Source organism: Pectobacterium betavasculorum, assembly GCF_000749845.1.
Classification (GTDB): Bacteria; Pseudomonadota; Gammaproteobacteria; order Enterobacterales; family Enterobacteriaceae; genus Pectobacterium; species Pectobacterium betavasculorum.
This window is the reverse complement of sequence record NZ_JQHM01000001.1, coordinates 59,107-83,464: the sequence shown is the minus strand read 5'-3', so window position 1 is coordinate 83,464 and position 24,358 is coordinate 59,107. Positions and strand designations below refer to the sequence as shown.

23 protein-coding genes and 1 other RNA gene are annotated in these 24,358 nt (G+C 48.5%); 9 read left to right on the top strand and 15 right to left on the bottom strand.

The window, feature by feature from the left end; genetic code table 11:
- Positions 1-278 precede the first annotated feature (278 nt).
- The 4 genes from KP22_RS00370 (at position 279) to KP22_RS00360 (ending at position 1,910) form a co-directional block, all read left to right on the top strand.
- Complete coding sequence (locus tag KP22_RS00370) at positions 279-527, top strand: type B 50S ribosomal protein L31 (protein WP_039321708.1); 249 nt, start codon at positions 279-281, stop codon at positions 525-527.
- Between the two features lie 17 nt (positions 528-544).
- Positions 545-688 (top strand): type B 50S ribosomal protein L36, encoded by a 144-nt coding sequence (gene ykgO / locus KP22_RS21345; RefSeq protein WP_005976091.1) that lies wholly within the window; start codon positions 545-547, stop codon positions 686-688.
- Between the two features lie 596 nt (positions 689-1,284).
- Complete coding sequence (gene tomB, locus KP22_RS00365; protein ID WP_005976089.1) at positions 1,285-1,653, top strand: Hha toxicity modulator TomB; 369 nt, start codon at positions 1,285-1,287, stop codon at positions 1,651-1,653.
- Positions 1,654-1,706: 53 nt separating this feature from the next.
- Positions 1,707-1,910: an HHA domain-containing protein gene (locus tag KP22_RS00360; protein ID WP_011092758.1), complete on the top strand. Its 204-nt coding sequence runs from the start codon at positions 1,707-1,709 to the stop codon at positions 1,908-1,910.
- A gap of 461 nt (positions 1,911-2,371) precedes the next feature.
- On the opposite strand, the gene ffs is transcribed toward KP22_RS00360, so the two are convergent.
- Positions 2,372-2,468: signal recognition particle sRNA small type (gene ffs, locus KP22_RS21340), an RNA gene on the bottom strand.
- A gap of 185 nt (positions 2,469-2,653) precedes the next feature.
- Here ffs and KP22_RS00355 point away from each other — a divergent pair.
- Positions 2,654-2,974, top strand: a complete 321-nt coding sequence (locus KP22_RS00355) for an MGMT family protein (RefSeq protein ID WP_039301709.1) — start codon at positions 2,654-2,656, stop codon at positions 2,972-2,974.
- Positions 2,975-2,993: 19 nt separating this feature from the next.
- Here the strand turns inward: KP22_RS00355 and KP22_RS00350 are convergent, their stop codons facing one another.
- Positions 2,994-3,575 (bottom strand): YbaY family lipoprotein, encoded by a 582-nt coding sequence (locus KP22_RS00350; protein WP_039321705.1) that lies wholly within the window; start codon positions 3,573-3,575, stop codon positions 2,994-2,996.
- Positions 3,576-3,787: 212 nt separating this feature from the next.
- Here KP22_RS00350 and tesB point away from each other — a divergent pair, with 212 nt between their 5' ends.
- Positions 3,788-4,651, top strand: coding sequence for an acyl-CoA thioesterase II (gene tesB, locus KP22_RS00345; RefSeq protein ID WP_039301702.1), 864 nt, complete (start codon positions 3,788-3,790; stop codon positions 4,649-4,651).
- Positions 4,652-4,766: 115 nt separating this feature from the next.
- Here the strand turns inward: tesB and amtB are convergent, their stop codons facing one another.
- The 5 genes from amtB to KP22_RS00320 all read right to left on the bottom strand — a co-directional run bounded on the left by amtB (position 4,767) and on the right by KP22_RS00320 (position 10,869).
- On the bottom strand, positions 4,767-6,053 hold the full coding sequence (gene amtB / locus KP22_RS00340; protein WP_039301700.1) for an ammonium transporter AmtB: 1,287 nt from the start codon (positions 6,051-6,053) through the stop codon (positions 4,767-4,769).
- Between the two features lie 39 nt (positions 6,054-6,092).
- Positions 6,093-6,431, bottom strand: coding sequence for a P-II family nitrogen regulator (glnK, locus tag KP22_RS00335; protein ID WP_002208627.1), 339 nt, complete (start codon positions 6,429-6,431; stop codon positions 6,093-6,095).
- A gap of 360 nt (positions 6,432-6,791) precedes the next feature.
- Positions 6,792-8,567: a SmdB family multidrug efflux ABC transporter permease/ATP-binding protein gene (locus KP22_RS00330; RefSeq protein ID WP_039321702.1), complete on the bottom strand. Its 1,776-nt coding sequence runs from the start codon at positions 8,565-8,567 to the stop codon at positions 6,792-6,794.
- A complete protein-coding gene (locus KP22_RS00325; protein WP_039301694.1) occupies positions 8,560-10,329 on the bottom strand; it encodes a SmdA family multidrug ABC transporter permease/ATP-binding protein in 1,770 nt (589 codons plus the stop codon). Before KP22_RS00325 ends, KP22_RS00330 begins: the two co-directional genes overlap by 8 nt.
- 78 nt (positions 10,330-10,407) lie before the next feature.
- A complete protein-coding gene (locus KP22_RS00320; protein WP_039301690.1) occupies positions 10,408-10,869 on the bottom strand; it encodes an Lrp/AsnC family transcriptional regulator in 462 nt (153 codons plus the stop codon).
- 294 nt (positions 10,870-11,163) lie between these two features.
- Here KP22_RS00320 and KP22_RS00315 point away from each other — a divergent pair, with 294 nt between their 5' ends.
- The 3 genes from KP22_RS00315 to queC all read left to right on the top strand — a co-directional run bounded on the left by KP22_RS00315 (position 11,164) and on the right by queC (position 13,674).
- A complete protein-coding gene (locus tag KP22_RS00315) occupies positions 11,164-11,607 on the top strand; it encodes a hypothetical protein (protein WP_039321699.1) in 444 nt (147 codons plus the stop codon).
- 155 nt (positions 11,608-11,762) lie between these two features.
- Complete coding sequence (locus KP22_RS00310; protein ID WP_039321696.1) at positions 11,763-12,839, top strand: PLP-dependent cysteine synthase family protein; 1,077 nt, start codon at positions 11,763-11,765, stop codon at positions 12,837-12,839.
- A 139-nt stretch (positions 12,840-12,978) separates the two neighbouring features.
- Complete coding sequence (gene queC / locus KP22_RS00305; RefSeq protein ID WP_039301679.1) at positions 12,979-13,674, top strand: 7-cyano-7-deazaguanine synthase QueC; 696 nt, start codon at positions 12,979-12,981, stop codon at positions 13,672-13,674.
- Positions 13,675-13,750: 76 nt separating this feature from the next.
- Here the strand turns inward: queC and KP22_RS00300 are convergent, their stop codons facing one another.
- The 8 genes from KP22_RS00300 to tig form a co-directional block, all read right to left on the bottom strand.
- The gene (locus KP22_RS00300) at positions 13,751-14,149 is read right to left on the bottom strand and encodes an acyl-CoA thioesterase (protein WP_039301676.1); all 399 of its coding nucleotides are present in this window, start codon (positions 14,147-14,149) and stop codon (positions 13,751-13,753) included.
- 122 nt (positions 14,150-14,271) lie between these two features.
- Positions 14,272-14,637 (bottom strand): helix-hairpin-helix domain-containing protein, encoded by a 366-nt coding sequence (locus tag KP22_RS00295; protein WP_039301673.1) that lies wholly within the window; start codon positions 14,635-14,637, stop codon positions 14,272-14,274.
- 138 nt (positions 14,638-14,775) lie between these two features.
- Positions 14,776-16,656 carry a peptidylprolyl isomerase gene (gene ppiD, locus KP22_RS00290; RefSeq protein ID WP_039301670.1) on the bottom strand — a complete coding sequence of 627 codons (1,881 nt, stop codon included), beginning with the start codon at positions 16,654-16,656 and terminating at the stop codon, positions 14,776-14,778.
- Positions 16,657-17,117: 461 nt separating this feature from the next.
- The gene (hupB, locus tag KP22_RS00285; RefSeq protein WP_039301668.1) at positions 17,118-17,390 is read right to left on the bottom strand and encodes a nucleoid-associated protein HU-beta; all 273 of its coding nucleotides are present in this window, start codon (positions 17,388-17,390) and stop codon (positions 17,118-17,120) included.
- Between the two features lie 200 nt (positions 17,391-17,590).
- Positions 17,591-19,972, bottom strand: a complete 2,382-nt coding sequence (lon, locus tag KP22_RS00280) for an endopeptidase La (protein ID WP_039301665.1) — start codon at positions 19,970-19,972, stop codon at positions 17,591-17,593.
- A 191-nt stretch (positions 19,973-20,163) separates the two neighbouring features.
- Positions 20,164-21,438 carry an ATP-dependent protease ATP-binding subunit ClpX gene (gene clpX / locus KP22_RS00275; protein WP_039301661.1) on the bottom strand — a complete coding sequence of 425 codons (1,275 nt, stop codon included), beginning with the start codon at positions 21,436-21,438 and terminating at the stop codon, positions 20,164-20,166.
- 163 nt (positions 21,439-21,601) lie between these two features.
- Positions 21,602-22,225, bottom strand: a complete 624-nt coding sequence (clpP, locus tag KP22_RS00270; protein ID WP_039301657.1) for an ATP-dependent Clp endopeptidase proteolytic subunit ClpP — start codon at positions 22,223-22,225, stop codon at positions 21,602-21,604.
- 525 nt (positions 22,226-22,750) lie between these two features.
- On the bottom strand, positions 22,751-24,055 hold the full coding sequence (tig, locus tag KP22_RS00265) for a trigger factor (RefSeq protein WP_039301654.1): 1,305 nt from the start codon (positions 24,053-24,055) through the stop codon (positions 22,751-22,753).
- Positions 24,056-24,358 lie beyond the last annotated feature (303 nt).

Here is a 24,358-nt window from a genome sequence, read left to right as displayed (position 1 = left end):
CCTGGCGCAAACGCTTTACTCTTCTATTCCGTTACTCCCGTTTTCATTTAGGAAATAGGTTTGTCAACGCTCTGAAAGGCCGCCTAGCGGCCTTTTTTACTTTCCTGCCCTTTCCTGTCAGCTCATTCTCACCAAACAAGCACAGTGCCGTTTGCATCTTTATCCGCCTCTATAGTGACTTAGATAATGCTGTGGCCTTGCAACAACATAATGGTTGATCCTGATGTCAAAAAAGCGCAACATAATAGATATGTTATAACATAACAAATGAGGCAGCTATGAAAGCAGGTATTCATCCTGACTATCGCACGGTGGTATTTCATGACACCAGCGCGGATGTTTATTACAAGACGGGATCAACGATTAAAACCGATCGAACCATAGACCTGGAGGGGTCCAGCTACCCTTACGTCACCATTGACGTTTCTTCGGCATCGCATCCCTATTATACCGGGAAGCAAAAAGAATATTCCAAAGAAGGCAGCACGGCGCGCTTCCAGCAGCGTTTCGGAAACTTCTTCAAGTAATCAAAGAGGGTTATTAAATGCAGGTGCTCAGTTCGCTGCGTTCAGCAAAAAATCGCCATAAAGATTGTATAGTAGTCCGTCGTCGCGGACGTGTTTACGTTATATGTAAATCCAATCCGCGCTTTAAGGCCGTACAAGGCGGAAAAAAGAAAAAAGGTTAATCTTTCTCTGGCTCATCCCGATACAGTCTTCGTTGCGTGACTAACAAGGCTGTACGGGATTATTTTCATAAAAAAACTTCTGAAACAATAAGATAACGAACGACAATTCAACTTATCAACTGAAAAATCTCTTCGCATTGCTTCTGCTATTCCCCATATTTTTAGATATAAATAATTAAATAATCCGCAGCAAGTTTATTCTATGCTCATTGTTACAACAAAAAATTTGCGGTTTAATCAAAATAAATAGCAATGAAAACCTTATCTATTATCCGCGAACTTTACGAACGCTTTTGCTATAGTCATATATAGAATGACGTAACCGTAACCAACATGGTAGAACTATACTTAAGGTTAAGTCATGATATGTTGGTATTTACGCCAGCCCTATTTCGCGACATAGTAGATAGTAGGAGGTAAGAAAATCTTTGTTGTCTCATTCATTGCTGAGAAAATCACCATCGTCAACGCATTACCTGTAACAGCATGAATACGAAACAATGCTAATGTCTTTATCTTGCAAGCTTCATCAGTCTACCTGTTTACCAGGTGTTAACCGCAGTAACACTGAATAACGGCTTAACGGAGGGATTGATATGGATGAGTACACACCAAAACATTATGATATTGCCCAACTCAGATTCTTATGTGAGAATCTGTGTGATGAAAGCATAGCAACGTTAGGCGATAGCAGTCACGGCTGGGTCAATGATCCAACATCTGCGATCAATCTCCAATTAAATGAACTTATTGAGCATATCGCTACATTTATTCTCACATTTAAAATAAAATACCCTAACGAAAGTGAGCTTTCAGAGCAGGTTGAAAAGTATTTGGATGATACCTACGTCTTGTTTAGCAACTATGGTATTAATGATGCTGAACTACGGCGCTGGCAGAAGTCTAAAGCAAAATTATTCGGAATGTTCTCAGGGGAGAACGTCTGTACGCCTGCTAAAACTTAAGCAATAATTTATTTATATTTTTTAACCACCAGGTACTGTTTGCATAGGCCATTATGAAAAAAATCGACTATTTGATGCGTTTGCGTAAATGCACAACCATTGACACTCTTGAACGTGTTATTGAAAAAAACAAGTATGAGCTCTCCAATGATGAACTGGAGATGTTCTTTTCCGCAGCCGATCATCGTCTGGCTGAACTGACAATGAACAAACTCTACGACAAAATCCCTACCGCAGTATGGCGATACGTACGTTAATTTCTCACGGCACACATACAAAAACTGACATTAAATACACTGTGCCGATAATATTATCGGCCTTTGTTTTTATTATATTTTTAATGCATTAATTAAGTAATACTTGTAACAAATTGTATTTTTAATATTAAGTAAAAATGAAAAACCCCACTCGCTAGATGCTTATTCTCCCCCATTATCATTTATAACAATCGCATCAATAGATAACATCACTAATGGTATATCCCTTGATGAAAAAAGGACGTAATAATTACCGCAATTATTACTCGCTAAGTAAAGATACGCAGTAATCTCCCTGAAGAAATCGAGAGCGGTGTGTGATGTCTGTTAAGCCAAGAATGATGACACTGAGTTTATGTATGCGAAAGCGTCGAGTGTATACAGAAGCATTAAGTCTATGAGCAGAGGGAAAAGTCATAGTTTGACGATATAGCGATTATGAGAAGCAGAAATGGTGGAGGCCCTGCCAGCTACATCCCGGCACACACGTCTCCTGCTGCGGCTGCTTCCTTCCGGATCTGACCGAGTCCACAGGTTAGTGTTGCGGGAGAACCGACAGGGCCTCCATTGACGACTTTATAACAGGTTGCGCATGATAACTACAGCGTGTCACAAAGCGGTGGGCATTATCGGCGATGAGATAGGCAATTGCAAGCTAACCCATACTAACCGTTGTTTTCTTACTCACCTCACTATGCCACTATGATGTTCAATCGATTTAGAAACAGCAGGAACATCCACGGATGTCAGAAGAAAACGATAATTTTCGCCAACGCATTTTTCAAATTGTCGCGGCGATTCCCTATGGAAAAATAGCGACCTATGGTGACATCGCGCAGCTTGCCGATTCGCCCAGAGCATCAAGACAAGTTGGTGGTGTGTTGAAACGTCTACCGAAAGACAGCAAACTCCCCTGGCATCGGGTAATCAATCGTAAAGGCGAAATATCGCTGTCTGGTGGAGATTATATGCGTCAGAAATCTGCACTACAGGCGGAAGGCGTGATTTTCAATCGTCAGGGCAAGATTGATCTTGCTAAATATCGCTGGCAATACGCGCCATAACGGCGCGTATCCAGATAAATTACCAGACTGGCTGCGGAGCCAAAGATGGCGATTCAGGCTGCCCCTGGAGCATATGAGGAGTCTGACTCGTTGGGTTAGATATCATTGATCCCTGATTTTTCGCTGGTAAGGGAACTGAAGCGACAGGCACCAACACCAGATCGGCGTTATTTACCCCGTTGCTAATGACCGGTAAGATGTTTTCCGTCACCATGACGACACGATTGTCGATCGCAACCGCTGCGCTGAGTAAGATACGCGCGTTGGGCTGAATATCAGCCGGGTTATATGGTAGCTCGAACTGGAAAGGAGCCTGCTTTCCTTCCGTACGCGTCACGCGTTGAGTAATCACTTTTGAAGGTGCATCCGCCAGAGATGCATCAGACACCGTAACGGTCAAAACCGCGTTGTGAGGTAGCGCAATGCGCTGACGAATATTCACAGTACCGGTTACCGCCGGCATCGCAACAGCCGGACGTTGGGAGGAAACACTGGTGACAGGTGCGCCAGTCTGAGGAGAAACGCCATAATCATCCCTCTGTGCACATGCAGCCAGAGTCATCGACAACGTGATACCGCCTAAGATATGCCATAATTTCATTCGGTCAGTCTCCTTTATTATTGTCAGACTACCGGCATCGAAGACCGGCACTCATAAATAGTATGATTCAATAAACACATTAATGATGGTGCAAAATTCTGATATTTTCCTGAAATTCACATATTTATTGCAATAAAAAACCATAGTCGAATATTTTACACATTATAAAACAAACAGATAACCAGCCATCCGCATTCATTGAGGCCGATACCATGAGTCAATCACTACAACACCTTCTCGACCTCCTGCATTTAGAGAAACTCGAAGAAGGGTTATTTCGCGGGCAAAGCGATGATTTAGGGCTGCGCCAGGTCTTTGGTGGGCAAGTCGTTGGCCAGGCCATGTCCGCTGCTAAACAAACCGTTCCTGTCGAGCGCAACATTCACTCTTTTCACAGCTACTTTTTGTTACCCGGTGATAGTCAGAAACCGATTATTTATGACGTTGAAAATCTGCGCGATGGCAACAGTTTCAGCGCTCGCCGTGTTAGTGCCATCCAGAATGGTCGTCCTATTTTTTATATGACCGCCTCATTTCAAAGCCATGAAGAAGGGTTTGAGCACCAAAATATGATGCCAAATGTCGCACCGCCAGAGGCGCTGAAATCCGAGCAGGAAATCGCACAAGACATGCAGCATCTCTTGCCGCCCCGCTTTCGCGATAAATTTATTCAAGCCAGCCCGATTGAGATGCGCCCGGTTAAATTTCATAACCCGCTAAAGGGCGAAGTGGACAAGCCGGTACGACACGTTTGGTGCCGTGCCAGCAGCCCACTACCGGACGATAAGCGCATTCACCAATACCTGCTCGGCTATACATCTGACTGCAATTTCCTACTCACCGCCTTGCAGCCTCACGGCGTTGGCTTTTTGGAGCCGGGTATGCAGGTTGCCACGATCGATCACTCAATGTGGTTCCACCGTGATTTCCGGTTGGATGACTGGCTGTTATATACCGTGGAAAGCACGTCCGCATCCGGCGCTCGTGGCTTCGTTCGCGGACAATTCTATACTCGGGAAGGCGTATTGGTTGCATCCAGCGTGCAAGAAGGGGTCATGCGTCGCCGCCAGCAATAAATCTGCTGACAGACGTTCCATAACTAAAACGACGCAATTTGAATAACTTTAGCCATAAAGCAAAACAGGCATGGAGTTCCCCCCACGCCTGTTCACTGTATTTAAACTGTCTTACTTATTGGTTGTAAGCACTCTCGCCATGGCTGTTGACGTCCAGACCTTCGCGCTCTTGCTCTTCAGGCACACGCAGACCGACGATCATATCCGCAACCTTGAAGGCGACAAATGCCACCACGCCAGACCACACCAGACAAACAATCACGCTGAACAGCTGCACCCAAACCTGATGAGCCATAGTCACACCTTCTGCATAGCCAGTGCCACCCAGCGACGCCGATGTGAATACCCCTGTCAGGATACAACCAACGATACCGCACACGCCGTGAACACCGAACACATCACACGGGTCATCCACACGCAGCCATCTTTTCAGTACGGTAACGCCCCACAGACCTGCAACACCACCAGCCAGACCGATGATCAAAGCGCCACCCACGCCAACCGTACCCGCTGCTGGCGTAATTGCCACCAAACCTGCGATACAACCAGAGCACGCGCCCAGCAAAGAAGGTTTACCACGTACCAACCACTCGCCGCCAACCCATGCCAGAATCGCAGCAGCTGTCGCGACAACCGTGTTCAAGAAAGCCAGTGCGGCGATACCGTTCGCAGCACCTGCTGACCCCGCATTGAAACCGAACCAGCCGATATACAGAATTGCGGTACCGATAAACACCATTGGCAGGTTATGCGGCTTGAAGGCTTCTTTACCAAAACCAGCACGTTTACCCAGCAGGTAAGCACCAACTAACCCAGCAACCGCGGCGTTGATGTGAACGACCGTACCACCAGCAAAATCTAACGCGCCATCCGCAGCCAGATAACCACCGCCCCAGACCATGTGCGTCATCGGCAGGTAGGAGAAAGTCAGCCACAGCCCAACAAAAATCAACACAGCAGAGAAACGAATACGCTCAGCAATCGCCCCGACAATCAGCGCGACAGTGATGCAGGCAAAGGAAGCCTGATAAGCCACATGTACGAACTGATAGAAAGTGCCACTGATAGATTCAATCCCGATGCCTTTCAACATAAACGTGCTGAAACCACCGAAGAAGGCGTTACCTTCACTGAACGCCAGGCTATATCCGTAAACCACCCACAGGATACAGACCATCGCGAACGTTACGCTTACTTGCGTCATCATGGACAGAACGTTCTTAGAACGGATCAGGCCGCCATAAAAAAGTGCGATGCCCGGTATAGTCATAAAAAGTACCAATGCGGTACAAATCATAATAAAAGCGTTATCCGCTTTATCAATCGTCGGTGTCGCAGCCATTGCCCAGGACGGGAGTAATGCCGCCACACCGAGACCTAATGAAGAGAGTCGTTTTTTCATTTTCATCCATCCCTATTTACGTATCTACGCTAGGTGTTGTTAAAGTGCGGCTTCGTCAGTTTCACCCGTACGAATACGGATAACCCTTTGCAACTCGGCGACAAAAATTTTGCCATCACCAATTTTTCCGGTGTACGCGGCTTTGCTGATGACGTCGATCACTTCGTCTAATTGGTCGTCGGCAATCGCGATATCAATTTTTACCTTGGGTAAAAAGTTAACGCTGTATTCTGCGCCGCGGTATAGCTCCGCGTGCCCTTTCTGACGACCAAATCCTTTCACCTCAGTGACGGTGAGCCCCTGGATGCCGACAGAAGATAACGCTTCACGTACATCTTCCAGCTTGAATGGTTTTATCACCACAGTAACCAGTTTCATTTATCTTCCCCCTAGCCATTACGTTCGGGCTTTCGCCCGCCACTTGTTCGATTAAGCACTCTATGAAGTCGGTCTACGTAATGATTAAAGCAAACTGTGTGCCATAAATGATTTATCTGGCATAAATCAGGAAGGAGAACGTGATTAAAGATAGAAAAGCGCAAAAAGCAAACTAACAGGGAAAGAAGTAACGGAGAGTTCGGGGCAATGATTGCACCAAATTAGGGCACACAGAGTACTTTCAGTGCAGAGCAGGTAAAAATCAGAATCACAATGCTTGCTGATGGTGCGAAGGCATACGCAGACCGTTGGTCTGCACCACACAAGACGGTGCAGACCGCGACTTTACAAATGGGAGTGTTACACAGGGCATGATTCCGTGCTGGTTGCAGCGAGATCCTCTCCTGCCAACTGCAATTGATACATTTGGTAGTAGCGCCCCTGCTGTTGCAGCAGTTGCTCATGCGTTCCACGCTCAACGGTTTGCCCATGATGAAGCACCATAATCATATCGGCCTCGACGATAGTCGAAAGCCGATGGGCGATGATAATCAAGGTCGTCTGCTCCCTGATGATGCGTAGCGCCTTTTGTACCGCCTGCTCCGTACCAGAATCAATATTCGCCGTTGCCTCATCAAGAATGAGGATTTTAGGCGTTTGCACCAAGACCCGCGCAATCGCTAACAGCTGTTTTTGTCCGGTAGACAAGTTGTTCCCTTGTTCACCGATGCGCGTATGTAATCCTTCAGGAAAATCACTAACCAGTTCAGCAAGCTGCACCACTTCCAGCACACGCCAGACGGCCTCTTCACTGATATCACGCCCCAGAGTTACATTCACAAACATGGACTCCGCCAGCACAACAGGATCCTGCTGCACCATTGCCACATTTTGGCGCAAAACGGCATGGGAGAGCGTCTCCAACGGTCTGCCATCAAGCCGAATCTCACCCTCATCCGGCGCGTAGTACCCCATAAGTAAGCTGGCGAGCGTACTCTTTCCACTACCGGTGTGCCCCACCAAGGCGACAAAACCGCGCTCAGGTATAGTTAGCGATATATTCTGTAGCACACGTTTTTCTGTGCCATAAGAGAAAGAGACATTGTCAATATCGACGCGCCCAGTAGCCAAAGGACGTTCGTCATTGCCGTAAGTCTGCTTTTTGCCATCCATCAGCTCAAAGATACGTTCACCCGCGACGACCGCCTGCTGTAACATCGATTGCTGGGTGGTAAGCTCAATCAGTGGTTCATTCAGACGGCCAAGGTAATTGATAAACGCATACAGAACTCCAACGCCAACCGACCCTGCCGAGCTAAAGCCAAATTGGATCAACAACCCACACAGCACCATCGCGGCAAATAAGCTCAACAGCGGCCGCAGCAGAAAACCTTCCAGCCGCAAGGCCTTCATCCGCGCTTCATAATGTTGATGGCTGGCTGTACCCAACTTTTTGCCAAAGCGGGCCTGCTGACGAAATTGCTGAATGACGCCCATGCCATTAATCACTTCATTGAAACCATCGTTAATGTCTGCCAGATAGCCTCGAACCTTACGCACTGTCGGCGTACTAAAGCGGTGATAAAGCACCATGACCGTCGCAACTGCGGGGAAAATCATCAGCGCAACCAGCGCCATCTGCCAGTTCAGACTGAACATCGCCACCAGCATCGCACCAACCAACGCCGCACTGCGTAATACCGTTGACACCACCATGACATACAGATCTTTCACCACCTCGGTGTCATTGGTGACGCGTGAAATCAATTGCCCGACAGGCTGTGTATCAAATGTGCTAAGCGGCTGACGCAAAGCAGCATCCATCACATCAATACGCAGTTGCTGAACAACACCCACCGCAACCCGATTAAACAACAGCGTCTGAAAATAGTGCAGCGAGGCAGCCAGAATTTGCAGCAGGATATAGGCCATTGCCAAGCCAGCCGCAATCGCCAGCGGAAACTGGCCTTTTGCCACCAAGTCGTCAATAAAATAGCTTACCAACACGGGACCGGAGACTTCGGCGATAGCCGCAACCCACAGCATCACGACGCCCTGTATCAGCGGTTTTCGCCAGGGAGAACCATAGGCCAACAGGCGCTTTAGAGTTGGCCAAAACTGTTGAGGGCTATTCATTTTTCGTTCCTTCCAACTGCGGCACATCATCCAGCGCCGCCTCCAGCTGTTGATAACGGTACATATCCCGATACCAGCCGGGCTCTGCCGCCAGAGTTCGGTGAGTGCCACGCTGCACGGTTTTTCCCTGCTGCAACACCACAATTTCATTCGCTTCGGTTAGTGCTGACAGGCGATGTGCGCTAATGATTAACGTCCGCTTTTCACCCCATGTTTTGAGGTTCTGTAAAATCTGGTGCTCCGTTCGCCCATCCACCGCAGACAGCGCATCGTCCAGCACCAGAATTTCAGCATCCAGCAGCAGCGCTCGCGCAATCGCAATCCGCTGTTTTTGACCGCCCGAGAGCATCACACCACGCTCACCAACCTCAGTCTGGTAACCCTTAGGCAAACGTAGAATGTCGTCATGGACACTCGCAAGCCGCGCCGCCTGTTCAATCTCTTGTTGCGTGGCATCAGGCCGGCCCAGCGCAATGTTTTGTGCCACCGTATCCGAAAACAAAAAAGGCATTTGTCCCACGACGGCAAAGCGGTTACGCAGTTCATCCAACCGAATCGAGTCTAATGGACGATCGTGATAGCGAATTTCTCCTGATTGGCTATCAAAATGACGCAAAATTAACGCCAACAACGTACTTTTCCCCGATCCGGTCGGCCCACATAGCCCCAGCATCTTGCCCGGAGCCAACGTAAACTGAACATGCTGTAAAGCATCACGAGTATTATCCGGATAGCGAAACGCGGAGATATTTACCTCCAACACGCCTCTCTCGGCAGGCAGTAGTTCCTCACCATCTTTCACTACAAGCTCTTGCGCAAGTAGCTGACGAATGCGGCTATATGCTGCACTGCCGCGTTCTACAATGTTAAACATCCAGGCCAGCGCCAGCATCGGCCAGATCATCAATCCCAGATACATAACAAAACTCGTCAACAACCCTAACGTTATCGAACCGTTAATCACCATCCAACTACCACCGCCAATCGCCAACAAATTCGACAGCCCGACGGCAATATAAATCGTGGGATCGAAGCGGGCATCGACTCGGGCGACGTGCATGTTTTTCGCACCGGCATCCGCTGCAACCTGTGAAAAACGCGCGGATTGGTAGTTTTCCAACCCAAATGCTTTAATCATCCGAATGCTGGTCAAACTTTCCTGTGCTTGATCGTTAAGCGAAGAAAACGCAGCCTGGGCGGCTTTAAAACGGTTATGTAACTGAGTACCGTAGCGTTTGATGAAAAGTGCCATGATCGGCATTGGAAGCAGCGCCAGCAGGGTAAGCTCCCAGCTGATTTGGGTACACATAACCACCAACACGGCACAGCCCATCACCATCGAATCGACCAGCGTCAACACGCCCTCTCCGGCGGCAAACACCACGCGATCGACATCATTAGTCGCACGCGCCATCAGATCGCCGGTACGGTGGCGTTGGTAAAATGCAGGATGTTGACGACTCAGTTGGCGGTAAAAATCTGCTCGTAACTCAACGGCCAACTGATATGACGCGCCGAATAGGAACACTCGCCACACGTAACGAAGCAGATACACCATGACGGCGGTAAGCAGCATAACGCCAATCCACTTCATCATTTCGGCCATCGACATGCCGTGTTGCGTTACGCCATCAACAATGACACCGACCAGTTTAGGCGGCAGTAATTGCAGGACGGCGATCACAATCAAGAGCGCGACAGCACCCAGATAACGTCGCCATTCACGACGAAAATACCAACTCAGTTGAGCAAACAGTCTCACGCGGTTTTCATTCCAATAGCCAAATGGGTCATGACAGACTCAGAAAAGTGATTATACAAAAGATGGATGCAGGGTGAATCACAGGGATAAAGGCAGTGCCGTGGTATGTTTGATTCGCTCCATAGCAAAGCTAGATGTTACATCTACCAGACCGGGAATACCATTCACCAACCGCTTATAGAAATCATCATAGCTTTTCATATCAGCAACCTGAACCTGCATCAAATAATCGTATTCGCCAGCCATTCGATAGAAAGCCAGCACTTCCGGCATCTGGGATACCATACGAGTGAAAGTCTGATACCAGTCACGATTGTGCTGCTGCGTCTTCAATAAGACAAACGCGGTTAGCCCTAACCCGAGACGTTCATTATCCAACAGCGCTACACGGGCTCGGATGATCCCTTCCTCTTCCAGACGCTTCAGACGTTTCCAGCACGGCGTGGATGTCAGATTAACCGCATCAGCCAGCGTCTGTAGCGAAAGCGTACAATCCTGTTGCAGCATATTCAGCAGTGTGCGATCAATTTTATCCAGCATAGTTTTACCCAATATGTTTTACCCAACATAGCGCCAATCCATAGAAAATTTTCCCTACTTTCCGCGATTAAGAGAGAAAAGCAATGTTATTTTCGGCAAAAATTGCCTGCAACATTCTCTTGTTGCATCAGGAAAAAACGTTACCATTCGATAATGAAAAAACATAACAGATTGTATAATATGGCATTTAATTACCTTTACAGAAGGTAATACAGTAAGCAACCAGATTAGTTTGTACGATTCATTATGTATTAACCAATGACGTATTTTATGCCAACCAGGAGTGGCGAAACGATGAAAAAAGATAAAAATAATAAATTCAGTATGATAGGTATGATTTTGGGCGCAATCGGATTAGTCATTGCCGTATCCTACTTTTGGGCCGGACCATCAACGCCAGAAGTGCCGATTGAAGAACGAATCGCAGAGAAGATTGTCTCCATTCGCGACACCACATTGGATAGGCTAATAGGAAAAGCTGCCCCCACACCACCACCGAAATCCTCATTCAATGAACAACGCTTAGTCATTACAGCAACCTCCGTATTAGGTTGCCTTGCGATGATTTTCGCCATTTTCGGCTTCGCTCGCCGTGAGTCGGCCAGATCTTGCATGAGTGCAGCCATGCTTGGCATCACAGCGATCGCATTCCCTTTTATCGTTAGTGCCATCAACATGGCATTCGCTTTAATGGCTCTCGTAGCACTGGCAGCCGCCATCGCCATGTTTTTTGGGTAGCGGCTTTCGCGGGGGAAGTGGTAAAACCTTCCCCAAATTAATCATGTATAGAGTAAATAATTCCCTTAAAATGAACATAAAGAGATAAAAAGGTAATTTTTTTATCCTGAAAACTCGTTAATCTATTCGTATAACTATCTAACCGAGTTTTCATCATGACCAATGCCTGGGTTAAAAATGCCGTCAGCGCTATCGAAGCAGATTTTCAGCGTTCGGCTGATACGCATCTTATCCGTCTGACCCTGCCGGATTACCCCGGTATCTATTTTTATCTCAAAGATGAAAGCACACACCCCAGTGGTAGCCTGAAGCATCGCCTGGCGCGCTCCTTATTTCTCTTCGGGCTGTGCAACGGTTGGATTAAAGAAGGTACGCCAATTATCGAAGCATCATCTGGCAGCACCGCTGTATCAGAAGCGTATTTTGCACGTTTGCTTGGCCTACCGTTTATTGCCGTCATGCCGTCCTGTACCGCAAAAAGAAAAATCGAGCAAATCGAGTTCTACGGCGGGCGCTGCCATTTTGTTGAGCAAGCGGGACAAATCTATGCCGCATCCGAACAACTAGCACAAGAGATGAACGGCCACTATATGGATCAGTTCACCTACGCGGAGCGCGCCACCGACTGGCGTGGCAACAACAATATTGCCGACAGCATTTACCGCCAAATGGCTCGCGAACCCCACCCCGTACCAGACTACATTGTGATGAGCGCCGGTACAGGCGGTACGTCAGCCACGCTCGGGCGCTACATTCGCTATCAGGGGCTGGATACGCAACTGGTCGTCGTCGATCCAGAAAACTCGGTCTTCTATGACTGCTATCAGAAACAGGATCGTTCCATCATTGGCCCGTGCGGCAGTCGGATAGAAGGTATTGGTCGCCCACGTGCCGAACCTTCTTTTATTCCAGGCGTCATTGATAGCATGATCAAAGTGCCGGATGCCGCCAGCATCGCAACGCTGTACTGGTTAGAAAGCGTATTAGGCCGCAAAACAGGCGCCTCTACCGGCACGAATGTCTGGGGTATGCTGCAATTGGCCAAAGAAATGGTTAATCGTGGCCAAAAAGGCGCAATTGTGACCCTGTTATGTGACAGCGGCGAACGCTATCTGGACACCTACTACAACAGCAGTTGGGTAGAAAAAAACATCGGCGATATTAGCCCTTACCTCAGCGATCTAAACAACCCGAAGATGTCCTCTATCATGCAAGAACCCAGCCTGGCGTGAGGCAGGTGTATTTAGCGCACAGCCACAGCGCTAAATCCAGGCTATTTTTCAGCTAGCGTGGTTTTCGGGTAACATAGCGACTTTACACCGCAGTGCGTTAGAGACGTCTTGCGGTTAACGTTGTGTTAAGGTGAAAAGAATGAAGCGTGCTGTTGTCGTTTTTAGCGGTGGACAAGATTCCACAACCTGCCTGATTCAGGCTCTGCAACATTATGATGACGTCCACTGCATCACCTTCGATTACGGACAACGCCACCGCGCGGAAATTGATGTCGCCCAAGAACTCAGCCAGAAACTGGGGGCAACGGCGCATAAAGTTCTGGACGTCGGCTTACTGAATGAACTCGCCACCAGCAGCCTAACGCGCGACAGCATCCCAGTTCCTGATTACGACGCCAATGCACAAGGCATTCCCAACACTTTCGTTCCGGGAAGAAACATTCTTTTCCTGACACTCGCGTCTATCTACGCCTATCAGGTTGGTGCAGAAGCCGTCATTACCGGTGTGTGTGAGACCGATTTTTCCGGCTACCCAGATTGTCGCGACGAATTCGTAAAGGCTCTGAATCAGGCCATTGTTTTAGGTATTGCCCGTGACATCCGCTTTGAAACTCCGCTGATGTGGCTCAATAAGGCCGAGACCTGGGCGCTGGCGGATTATTACCAGCAACTCGATACCGTGCGTTACCACACGCTAACCTGCTATAACGGCATCAAGGGTGATGGATGTGGTCAGTGTGCCGCCTGTCATTTACGCGCAAATGGGCTCGAACAATATCAAAAAGACGCGGCGGCAGTCATGGCGTCACTGAAGCTGAAAGTCGGGTTGCGCTGAAGCCTCGGCACACAAAAATTTTACACAAAGTAAAAATAGCATGCCACTTCGTCCAGAAGCGGCATGTTGCTTTATGTTAACGACGAATCTCGTTTAAGTGTTCCAGCAGTTCTCCCTCCAGCGGCAGCGCTTTTTGCGTCAATAAATCAATACAGACAAACGTCAACGTGGCATCCGCCACATCACTTTCATCAGACACTCGGGTTATTTTCTGACTGATCACACCGCTTTTCGTATTCATCTGTAGTAATTCGCTATCAACACATAGCACATCACCGAGAACGGCAGGCTTGCGATAGTTGATATTGATGTTCACCACCACGAAAGCAATATTGTTGCTACGCATCCAGCCAAATGCAGGCAGCGTTTCCAGCCATTGCCAACGAGCCTCTTCCAGAAACTCCAGATAGCGCGCGTTATTAACATGCTGATAAACATCAATGTGATAACCACGAACAGTAATGAAAGTCTGCATAATGCTAATGCTCCTGTGACGAAACCAACAACTGGTATGACCTGATACCTAGCCTAGCAGAGCTTTACAGCCCCGAGGAAGTGCTCGACAGGGCTGCGGCCAACATCACAATTTTGAGAACGTCACAGTTTTAAACGAGAGAGATTGCGCTCAACTAATGCAGCCCCAATTCCCGGTACCTCAGTTAATTGTTCGATCTGGGTAAAAGGGCCATTTTGCTCACGATAGCTAACGATCGCTTCCGCCTTTTTAAGGCCGACGCCGTTCATTATTTCAGCCAAATCAGCAGCGTTCGCCGCATTAATGCTTACCTTGTCCTCATCGCCATCAGGAAGCGTTCCTTTTTCTGCTTTCTGATCTGCTGGCGCAGACTTCACCGCCGTTGCCATACTGTCAGCGGCTTTAGGTGCCGCCTGAACCAGTAATGGTAGCCCAGACAAACTCATTCCAATAATTAAGCACAGTGCTTTTATTCCTGATTTTTTCATGCTGTTTCCTCCATGTGTGTGACAGCACGCCTACCTTGCCGCAGACCCATAAACATCGCAAACAGTAGAATTTAAATGTGGAAAAGGCCGCGAAAGCGGCCTTTAGTTGTTGCAACGATTTGCAAATTTTTGCGGAGCTTATTGCTGTTCCTGCGCCGCATTGCCCATCTTGATTTTCGCTTCACTACGCAAGCTGGAGAGCAGAGAATCAAACAGCGCGCCCAGCGAACCTTGCTGAACCTGGCTGGCAAACTGTGTCTTCTGCTCATCGTTTAGCTGATGCGGCGTCACGCTATCCAGTGCAGCCAGCACAACATTACCGGCCTGATCCTGAGTAATCGCATAAGACGACTTATCTTTCTGTGGGTGCGGCATAGCAAAAATCGCCTCAGCCGTTGCATCACCTTGAGAGATAGAAGACATCGTTTTTGCTTCACCAAAGCTCAATCCTGCTGCTTTAAGCGCGTCATCTTTGCCTTGCTTCAGCTCAGCCAGAATTTTTTCAGCGTCCACACGAGCCTGCTGTTCAGCCTTCTGACGCTTCAACGCCTCTACGATCTCGGTACGAACCTGATCCAGAGGGCGAGTGCTTTCAGGCTTATGCTCAGTGATGCGCAGAACAAAAGCACGGTCACCGTCAACGTTAATCACATCGGAGTTGTTGCCAGCAGCACCATTCTCCCCAAGCAATGCACCGCCAAAGATAGCCTGCGTTACCGGTTGGAAGTTCAGCGCGGCTGGAACCTTCTCGCGCGTAAACCAGTCTGTCTGAGCTGCTTTCACACCGGCCGCTTCTTCTGCTGAAGCCAGAGATTCGTTGTCATTGCTAGCCGCTTCGCTGACTTTTTGTTGCAGCGCATAGTAACCATCCTGCGCTTTCTCGTGCTTCACTTTCTCAGCAATCTCGGCACGTACTTCGCTCAACGGTTTGACCTGCTGCGGCTGGACATCATCCAGACGTACAATCAGATAGCCCACAGATGATTTAATCGCTGAGGAAACCTGACCTTTCTCCGTCAGTTTTGCCTGCTTAAGCTCATCAATCATGCTGTTTTCGTCCATCCACCCCAGATCGCCACCGTTGCGGCGCGAGATGACATCCGTTGATTTCTCTTTCGCTAGCGCAGCAAAGTCGCCACCTTGTTTCAGCGAATCCAGAACAGATGTTGCATCGGCTTCATTCTTCACCTGGATGACGCTGAATTTTTTGCGCTCAGGTTGGGAATAGTCGTTCTTATTCTGTTCGTAGAAATCGTTGATAGCTGCATCATCTACTTTCACGCTATCCATGATGCTTGCCGCATCCAACGTGATGTAGCTGACTTTGAATTCCTCTGGTGCGATGAAATTGCCTTTGTTTTGATCGTAATAGCTCTGGACTTCATCGTCAGCAACCGTCTGAGCTTTCGCCTTGGCAGCGATATCAATGGTTGCTACACGAACAACACGATCCTGCGCAGCCAGTTTCACCAGATTATCGATCTCCTGCGGCAACAGGAATGCCGTATTACCAAAACCGCGAATCAGCTGTTGTGAGGTCAGTTGCTTACGCAGCATCTGAGCATACATCTCCGGCGTTACGCCTAGGCGACGAACTTGATCCAGATACTTTTCATTATCAAAACGGTTGTTTGTCTGAAACGCGGGAACGTCAAAGATCGCCTGTTTGATTTGCGCATCACTGATGTTTAGTCCCAGCTTGTTGGCATACTGATCCAGCAAGGTTTCATCAATGAGTTGGGAGAGTGCCTGCCTACGCAGTTGCTGCATATAACCGTCATTGCTCGCCAGAAGAGAGAAATTCTCACCCAGGGTTTCCTGCTGACGACTGCGTTCGTTTTGTACCGCCTGCTCAAGCTGTGCACGGGTAATTTCCTGCCCGTTCACCTTTGCAGCGTAATCTCCTGAACCACCAATAAGATAATCACCAACGCCAGTTAAAACGAATGATGCGATGATCAAAGCAAGAATAATTTTGAGCACGACGTTATTCGCGGCCGTACGTAAATTGTCCATCATAATGTGACAACACTCCGCTGTAGAATGGATAAAACTCCCTGCGCTGGCCGGAGCCATGCATCCTTGCGATTGGCCCAATACAAGGCTAGGGCGCACTTAAGCTTATTGCCCGCCACGTTCTGCAATGTGTCGGGTATGTATATACCGGTAATACTTCAAGTTGCATGTACGTTGGCTGCGTTCACTCACCCGAATCACTTACCTGAGTAAGTTCATCGGGACTCCTTCCCTTGCCGCGTTACAAGGCTTATGAATAAGCCTTGCCCTATCGGGCCAACGCATTGCGTTGTTCAAAACGCTAGCGTTTTGTCCTGCAACTCGAATTATTTGGGGTATAGTCCTGATAAAATAAAAGGCACATCATAAAATGATGCGCCCCGTATCTTACCCTACCAATATCATTGCGTCAGGTATTGTTTGGCAACCCGAAGTGGTTATCAGCCAAACCTGTGACGTAATAATCAGTTAACGGCGTCTTTCAGCGTTTTACCAGCACGGAATCCTGGTACTTTTGCCGCAGGGATACTGATTTCCTTACCAGTTTGCGGGTTACGACCGGTACGAGCAGCACGTTCACGTACTGAGAAAGTACCGAAGCCAACCAAAGCAACATCATCCCCTTCTGTCAGGGATTCGGTAACGGAACCAATAATTGCATCTAACACACGCCCTGCTGCCGCTTTGGAAATATCAGCATCTGCGGCAATTTTGTCGATCAATTGTGACTTGTTCACTCTGTCATCCCCTCTGGAATTCTCTTATCGCGCTTCAATGTCCCAAGACGCGACACGTAACTTATATAATCAATACTGTCATGTCTTAGCCAGTTACGGCTAAAACTAACAGTGCTCTAACTTAGCGGTACAAAAAAAAGCTGGCAAGCACGATTTCACTCACCAGCCCTGATTTTCTCAAGGGTTTTTGCGACAGGTCACTATTTTGCCTTGGCCTTGGCTCTGGCTTTAGGGGTCGAGACCACCTGAATGCCAGAAGGCGCATTCTGCAACGCTAACGCCAACACTTCCTCGATACGTTTCACGGGATGAATTTCCAGATCGGCAATCACGTTCTGTGGGATTTCTTCCAGATCGCGTTTGTTATCATCAGGAATCAATACCGTCTTGATACCACCACGGTGTGCAGCCAGCAGTTTCTCTTTCAGACCGCCGATCGGCAGCACCAGACCACGCAGGGTAATCTCACCCGTCATCGCCACATCAGCACGCACTGGGTTGCCGGTCAAACAAGAGACCAGCGCAGTACACATAGCGATACCCGCACTCGGCCCATCTTTTGGCGTCGCCCCTTCAGGAACGTGAACGTGAATATCGCGCTTCTCGTAAAAATCAGTATTGATGCCTAATTTTTCCGCTCTGGCGCGAACTACGGTAAGTGCAGCCTGAATCGACTCTTGCATGACCTCACCCAACGAACCAGTATAGGTCAGTTTACCTTTACCTGGTACGCAGGCAGTTTCAATCGTCAGCAGATCGCCACCAACTTCCGTCCAGGCCAGTCCAGTCACCTGCCCTACGCGATTTTCATCGTCCGCACGACCATAGTCAAAACGTTGTACCCCAAGGAAATCCTTAAGGTTATCGCCCGAAATCTGAATAGGCTTAGTGGATTTATCCATCAACAGCGTTTTTACTGCTTTACGGCACAATTTGGAGATTTCACGCTCCAGACTACGCACGCCAGCTTCGCGCGTGTAATAACGGATAATGCCAACAATCGCACTGTCTTCTACTGACAGTTCGCCATTTTTCAGCGCATTACGTTCAATCTGTTTCGGCAGCAGATGCTGTTTGGCGATATTCAGTTTTTCATCTTCGGTATAACCGGAAAGACGAATGACTTCCATACGATCAAGTAGCGGCGCCGGAATGTTCATGGAGTTAGACGTAGCAACAAACATCACATCGGACAAATCGTAGTCGACTTCCAGATAGTGATCGTTAAACGCAACGTTCTGCTCAGGATCGAGTACTTCCAGCAAGGCAGAAGCTGGATCGCCACGCATGTCGGAAGACATCTTGTCGATCTCATCCAGCAGGAATAGTGGGTTTTTCACCCCAACTTTCGCCATTTTCTGGATCAGTTTGCCAGGCATTGAACCGATATAGGTACGGCGATGTCCACGGATCTCCGCTTCGTCACGCACGCCACCTAGCGCCATGCGCACATACTGACGTCCAGTCGCTTTAGCGATAGACTGGCCGAGTGAGGTTTTACCCACACCTGGAGGCCCTACCAGACACAGAATCGGCCCTCTGATCTTGCTGACGCGGCTCTGTACTGCGAGATATTCAAGGATACGTTCTTTCACGCGATCCAGACCGTAATGGTCGGTATCCAGCATTTCCTGCGCTTTAAGCAAATCTTTCTTCACTTTGCTACGCGCATTCCACGGCACCTGCACCATCCAGTCGATGTAGCTGCGCACCACCGTCGCTTCCGCAGACATTGGCGACATCATTTTCAACTTTTGTAATTCAGCTTCGGCTTTTTCACGCGCGTCTTTCGGCATTTTTGCCGCTTCAATCTTGCGTTTTAACGCTTCGTGTTCATCCGGCGCGTCATCCATCTCGCCCAGCTCTTTCTGAATGGCTTTCATTTGCTCATTCAGATAGTACTCACGCTGGCTTTTTTCCATTTGCTTCTTAACACGGCCGCGGATTCGTTTTTCTACCTGCAACAGGTCGATTTCGGATTCCATCATTGCCATCAGGTACTCTAAACGTTCAGTGATATCGAACATTTCAAGTACAGACTGTTTATCAGCCAATTTCAGCGGCATATGCGCAGCAATGGTGTCAGCTAAACGCGCGGCATCATCAATGCTGTTAAGAGATGTGAGGACTTCCGGCGGAATCTTCTTGTTCAGCTTGATGTATCCCTCAAACTGATTGATTGCCGTACGCATGAGAACTTCTTGCTCGCGCTCATCAATTGCTGGGGAGTCAAGATATTCTGCGTGTGCAGCGAAATGTTCACCGCTGTCAGAAAGCGTCGTAATACGCGCACGCTGTAACCCTTCGACCAGCACTTTTACCGTGCCGTCTGGCAGTTTCAGCATTTGAAGAATTGAGGCTACTGTCCCTACCGAGAAAAGATCGTTAATACTTGGCTCATCCGTTGAGGCTTCTTTCTGTGCCACCAGCATGATCTTCTTATCATGATCCATTGCGGCTTCAAGGCACCGAATCGATTTCTCCCGACCAACAAACAACGGAATGACCATGTGCGGATAAACCACCACATCGCGCAATGGCAATACGGGGATTTCTATGCGTTCGGAACGCTCAGGGTTCATAGAGCTCTCTCTTAGTTTCGTTTCCGCCAGGTTATGGGAATCTCGTGAAACGCGGTTTTCACGGTTTCATCAAATAGGTATTTGAGTATATGGGGATAAATGTCTCACATTCAACGACCAGCATGCGTGTAAAAAACAAATGGGGGATAAAATCCCCCATTTTTATTTTTTAATACCGCCAAATTGATTAATTATTCACCGGAAGCCTGCTGTGTCTCAGGCTTGCCATAGATCAGCAATGGCTCGGACTGGCCCGCAATAACGGATTCGTCGATAACAACTTTATCCACACTTTCCAGCGATGGCAGATCGTACATTGTTTCCAGCAACGCAGCTTCAACAATAGAACGCAAACCACGTGCACCAGTCTTACGTATCATCGCTTTCTTCGCAATCGCCGTCAGCGCTTCATCACGGAATTCCAGCTCAACGCCTTCCAGATTGAACAGCGCTTGATACTGTTTGGTCAGCGCATTTTTTGGCTCACGCAGAATCTGAATCAGTGCGTCTTCACTCAATTCTCTCAGGGTCGCAACAACAGGCAAACGTCCGATGAACTCAGGAATCAAACCAAATTTGATCAAATCACCCGGCTCAACATGGCTTAACAGTTCGCCTTCGGTCGCTTTTTCAGCCGATCCTTTAACTGTCGCATTAAAGCCGATGCCGCGTCCCGTGTCAGTACGCTGCTCGATCACTTTGTCCAGCCCCGCGAACGCCCCACCACAGATGAAGAGGATCTTGGAGGTATCCACCTGCAAGAACTCCTGCTGCGGATGCTTGCGTCCACCCTGCGGCGGAACCGCTGCGATAGTTCCTTCGATCAGCTTCAACAACGCCTGCTGCACGCCTTCACCAGACACATCACGGGTGATCGACGGGTTGTCTGACTTACGAGAAATCTTGTCGATTTCATCGATATAGACAATGCCACGCTGCGCTTTCTGCACATCGTAATCGCACTTCTGCAACAGCTTCTGAATGATGTTTTCAACGTCTTCACCCACGTAACCCGCTTCGGTCAGCGTGGTAGCATCTGCCATGGTGAATGGAACATCCAGGAAACGCGCCAGCGTTTCAGCCAACAGCGTTTTACCGCTCCCTGTCGGACCGATCAGCAGGATGTTACTTTTACCCAGTTCGATTCCGTTGCTGCTGTCACCATTACGCAAGCGTTTGTAGTGGTTATATACCGCAACAGCCAACACCTTTTTGGCCTGTTCTTGACCAATGACGTAATCGTCAAGGTGACGGCGAATTTCGTGTGGCGTCGGCAACGCACTGCGCTCACGATGTGGCGCCACTTCCTTAATTTCTTCGCGAATAATGTCGTTACACAAGTCAACACATTCATCGCAGATATACACCGACGGCCCGGCAATCAGCTTACGCACTTCATGCTGGCTTTTGCCGCAAAAAGAGCAGTACAGTAACTTTCCTGAACCGTCTTTGCGCTTATCTGTCATGAGTTAAACCTCTTTTTCGTCTTTTGCCCGCAGGCCAACCACAGCGATATCGCTACAACGAACGCCGATACTTATAGCCAATACGCGTAAAATAACCCCGCACAACAGACTATCGGTCGAACACTGATTTTTAGCTACCCCAGACCTCGACTATGGCGGAGTATTACCCACGGTTAGTGAATACGGAGTCTACCAAACCGTATTCTACTGCCTCATCGGCAGAGAGGAAACGATCGCGCTCAGTGTCTCTCTCTATCGCTTCAAGAGGTTGCCCCGTGTGTTTCGCCATCAGCTCATTCATTTTGGCTTTCACTTTCAGTATTTCTTTGGCATGGATTTCAATATCCGTTGCCTGCCCTTGGAAACCGCCCAACGGCTGGTGAATCATGACGCGTGAGTTAGGCAAGCAAATACGTTTGCCTTTGGCACCCGCCGTCAACAGGAATGCGCCCATTGAACAAGCCTGTCCCATACAGATCGTGCTGACATCCGGCTTGATAAACTGCATAGTGTCGTAAATAGACATGCCAGCAGTAATAACGCCGCCTGGAGAGTTAATGTACAGATAAATGTCTTTTTCTGGGTTTTCAGCTTCCAGAAACAGCATCTGTGCCACAACCAGGTTCGCCATGTGATCTTCGACCTGACCAGTCAGGAAGATTATCCGTTCTTTTAGCAGACGGGAATAGATATCGTAAGAACGTTCCCCACGCGAGGTCTGTTCAACCACCATCGGCACTAACGCCATATGAGGTGCTTGTCTTTCTTGTTCGCCACTGTATGACATTCACGTCTCCTAGATAAAATGCGTCCGGCACTCTTATTGCGTTGTTCAATCATTGTATTGCTCAATTCTACTAGAGATAGGGGGGGATGACTATGGAACCCTATCCCGTCTCTGTTGAACAACCCAACGGCCGAGAATCCTTACCTGCCGTGCCAGCTTTTCCTCTTCAGTGAGTGGGGGCACAAGCATTGTATTTCAAGCTTACACTATCAATCGCTCTCTATTAAAGAGCCAATTGTTTTATTATTAACACGTTATCGGCACAGCAATCTGTCGTTTAACTCTTTGCCTGACCTAATAAATTCTTCACCTAGCTTAATAATAGTGCAATTTCAGGTGGTCACTCCTTGCGCATTGCCTGACGGAAACGGAGGCGTCCAATGCCGGAGGCAAAAGATCGCTTAAACGATCATCACTGGCACGACGATTACGCAACGCTATAAGCAAAAAGCCCGCGCCATAAGGCACGGGCTTTGATAGGGAAACATCCCGCTACGCAATAAACAATGTTGATATCAACAACGTTTATGCCGTAGTCGTTTGATTCATCAGTTCGTTGAAGCTTACTGACTTCTCAACCACTTTGGCTTTAGCAAGCACAGTTTCTACCGCTTGCTCTTCCAGTGCGACGTTACGCATGTTGTTCAACAGCTCTTTATTCTTGCTGTAGAACTCGATAACTTCCTGCGGATCTTCGTAAGCAGAAGCCATCTCTTCGATCAGTGTATTAACGCGTGCTTCGTCAGCTTTCAGATCGTTGCTGCTGATCACTTCGCCCAGCAGTAAACCGATAACAACGCGGCGTTTGGCTTGTTCTTCGAACAGTTCGCGCGGTAATTCCAGCGCTTGCTTCTCGTTGCCACCAAAACGCTGTGCAGCCTGACGGCGCAGAACATCGATTTCGCCATCGATCAGAGCCACAGGCACTTCGATTTCATTGGCATTGATCAGTCCGTCCAGAACCTGAGTTTTCACACGGTTACGCACCGCACCTTTCAACTCACGTTCCATATTTTTACGGACTTCAGCACGCAGACCTTCCTGAGAACCATCAGCCACGCCAAAACGTTTGATGAATTCTTCAGTCAACTCAGGCAGCTCACGCTCTTCCACTTTCTTCAGGACGATAACGAACTGAGCCGCTTTTCCTTTCAGATTTTCAGCGTGGTAATCTTCTGGGAAGTTCACGTCGATAGTGAATTCTTCACCCGCTTTGTGCCCAACGATACCATCTTCAAAACCTGGGATCATGCGGCTCTGGCCCATTGCCAGAACGAAGTCAGACGCTTTTCCGCCTTCAAAGACTTCACCGTCGATAGAGCCAGTGAAATCGATCGTCGCACGATCTTCTGCTGTCGCAGCGCGGTCAGTTTCTTTCCAGGTTGCCTGTTGCTTACGCAGCGTGTCCAGCATGGTATCAACGTCAGCATCCGTCACTTCAACAACCGGTTTTTCAACTTCGATTGCTTCCAGACCTTTCAGTTCGACTTCTGGGTACACGTCAAACTCAACGGAGTAAGTGAAGTCGCCACCTACAGCGTATTCGCCAGGGATATAGTTAGGCGCGCCAACCGGATTAATTTTTTCCTTGATGATAGCGTCAACGAAGTTGCGCTGCATCAGGTCACCCAATACGTCCTGACGCACAGAGGCACCATAACGCTGAGCAACAACATTCATCGGCACTTTGCCTTTACGAAAACCGTCAATACGTACTTTTTTGGCCGCGTTGACCAGCTCGCTCTTCACCGCACTCTCAATGATGTCAGCAGCAACGGTAATCGTTACGCGACGTCCCAGACCTTGAGTTGTTTCAACTGAAACTTGCATCTTGTTACCTCAAAAAATCACAGTGATCGGTCAACCCCAAAACTATTCTCGCGACGAAAAACTCTCACGACAGCGAGACTTATTCAGACTGCCACCACCGAAGGGGTACAGCTCGAATCAACCTCGCAGAACCGGGAAATTGCCAACCCCGTCCTTGTAGTCAGAAGCGTCCCGAATACATTCAGGAAAAAATTAGACGCGCATTATAGCGATATAGAGAGGATGAGTCGAGAACGGCGGGCGGACTATTACAGCAACGAATTCACACTTTTGTCAGTAACCCGCCCCGATATGTCAGGGACG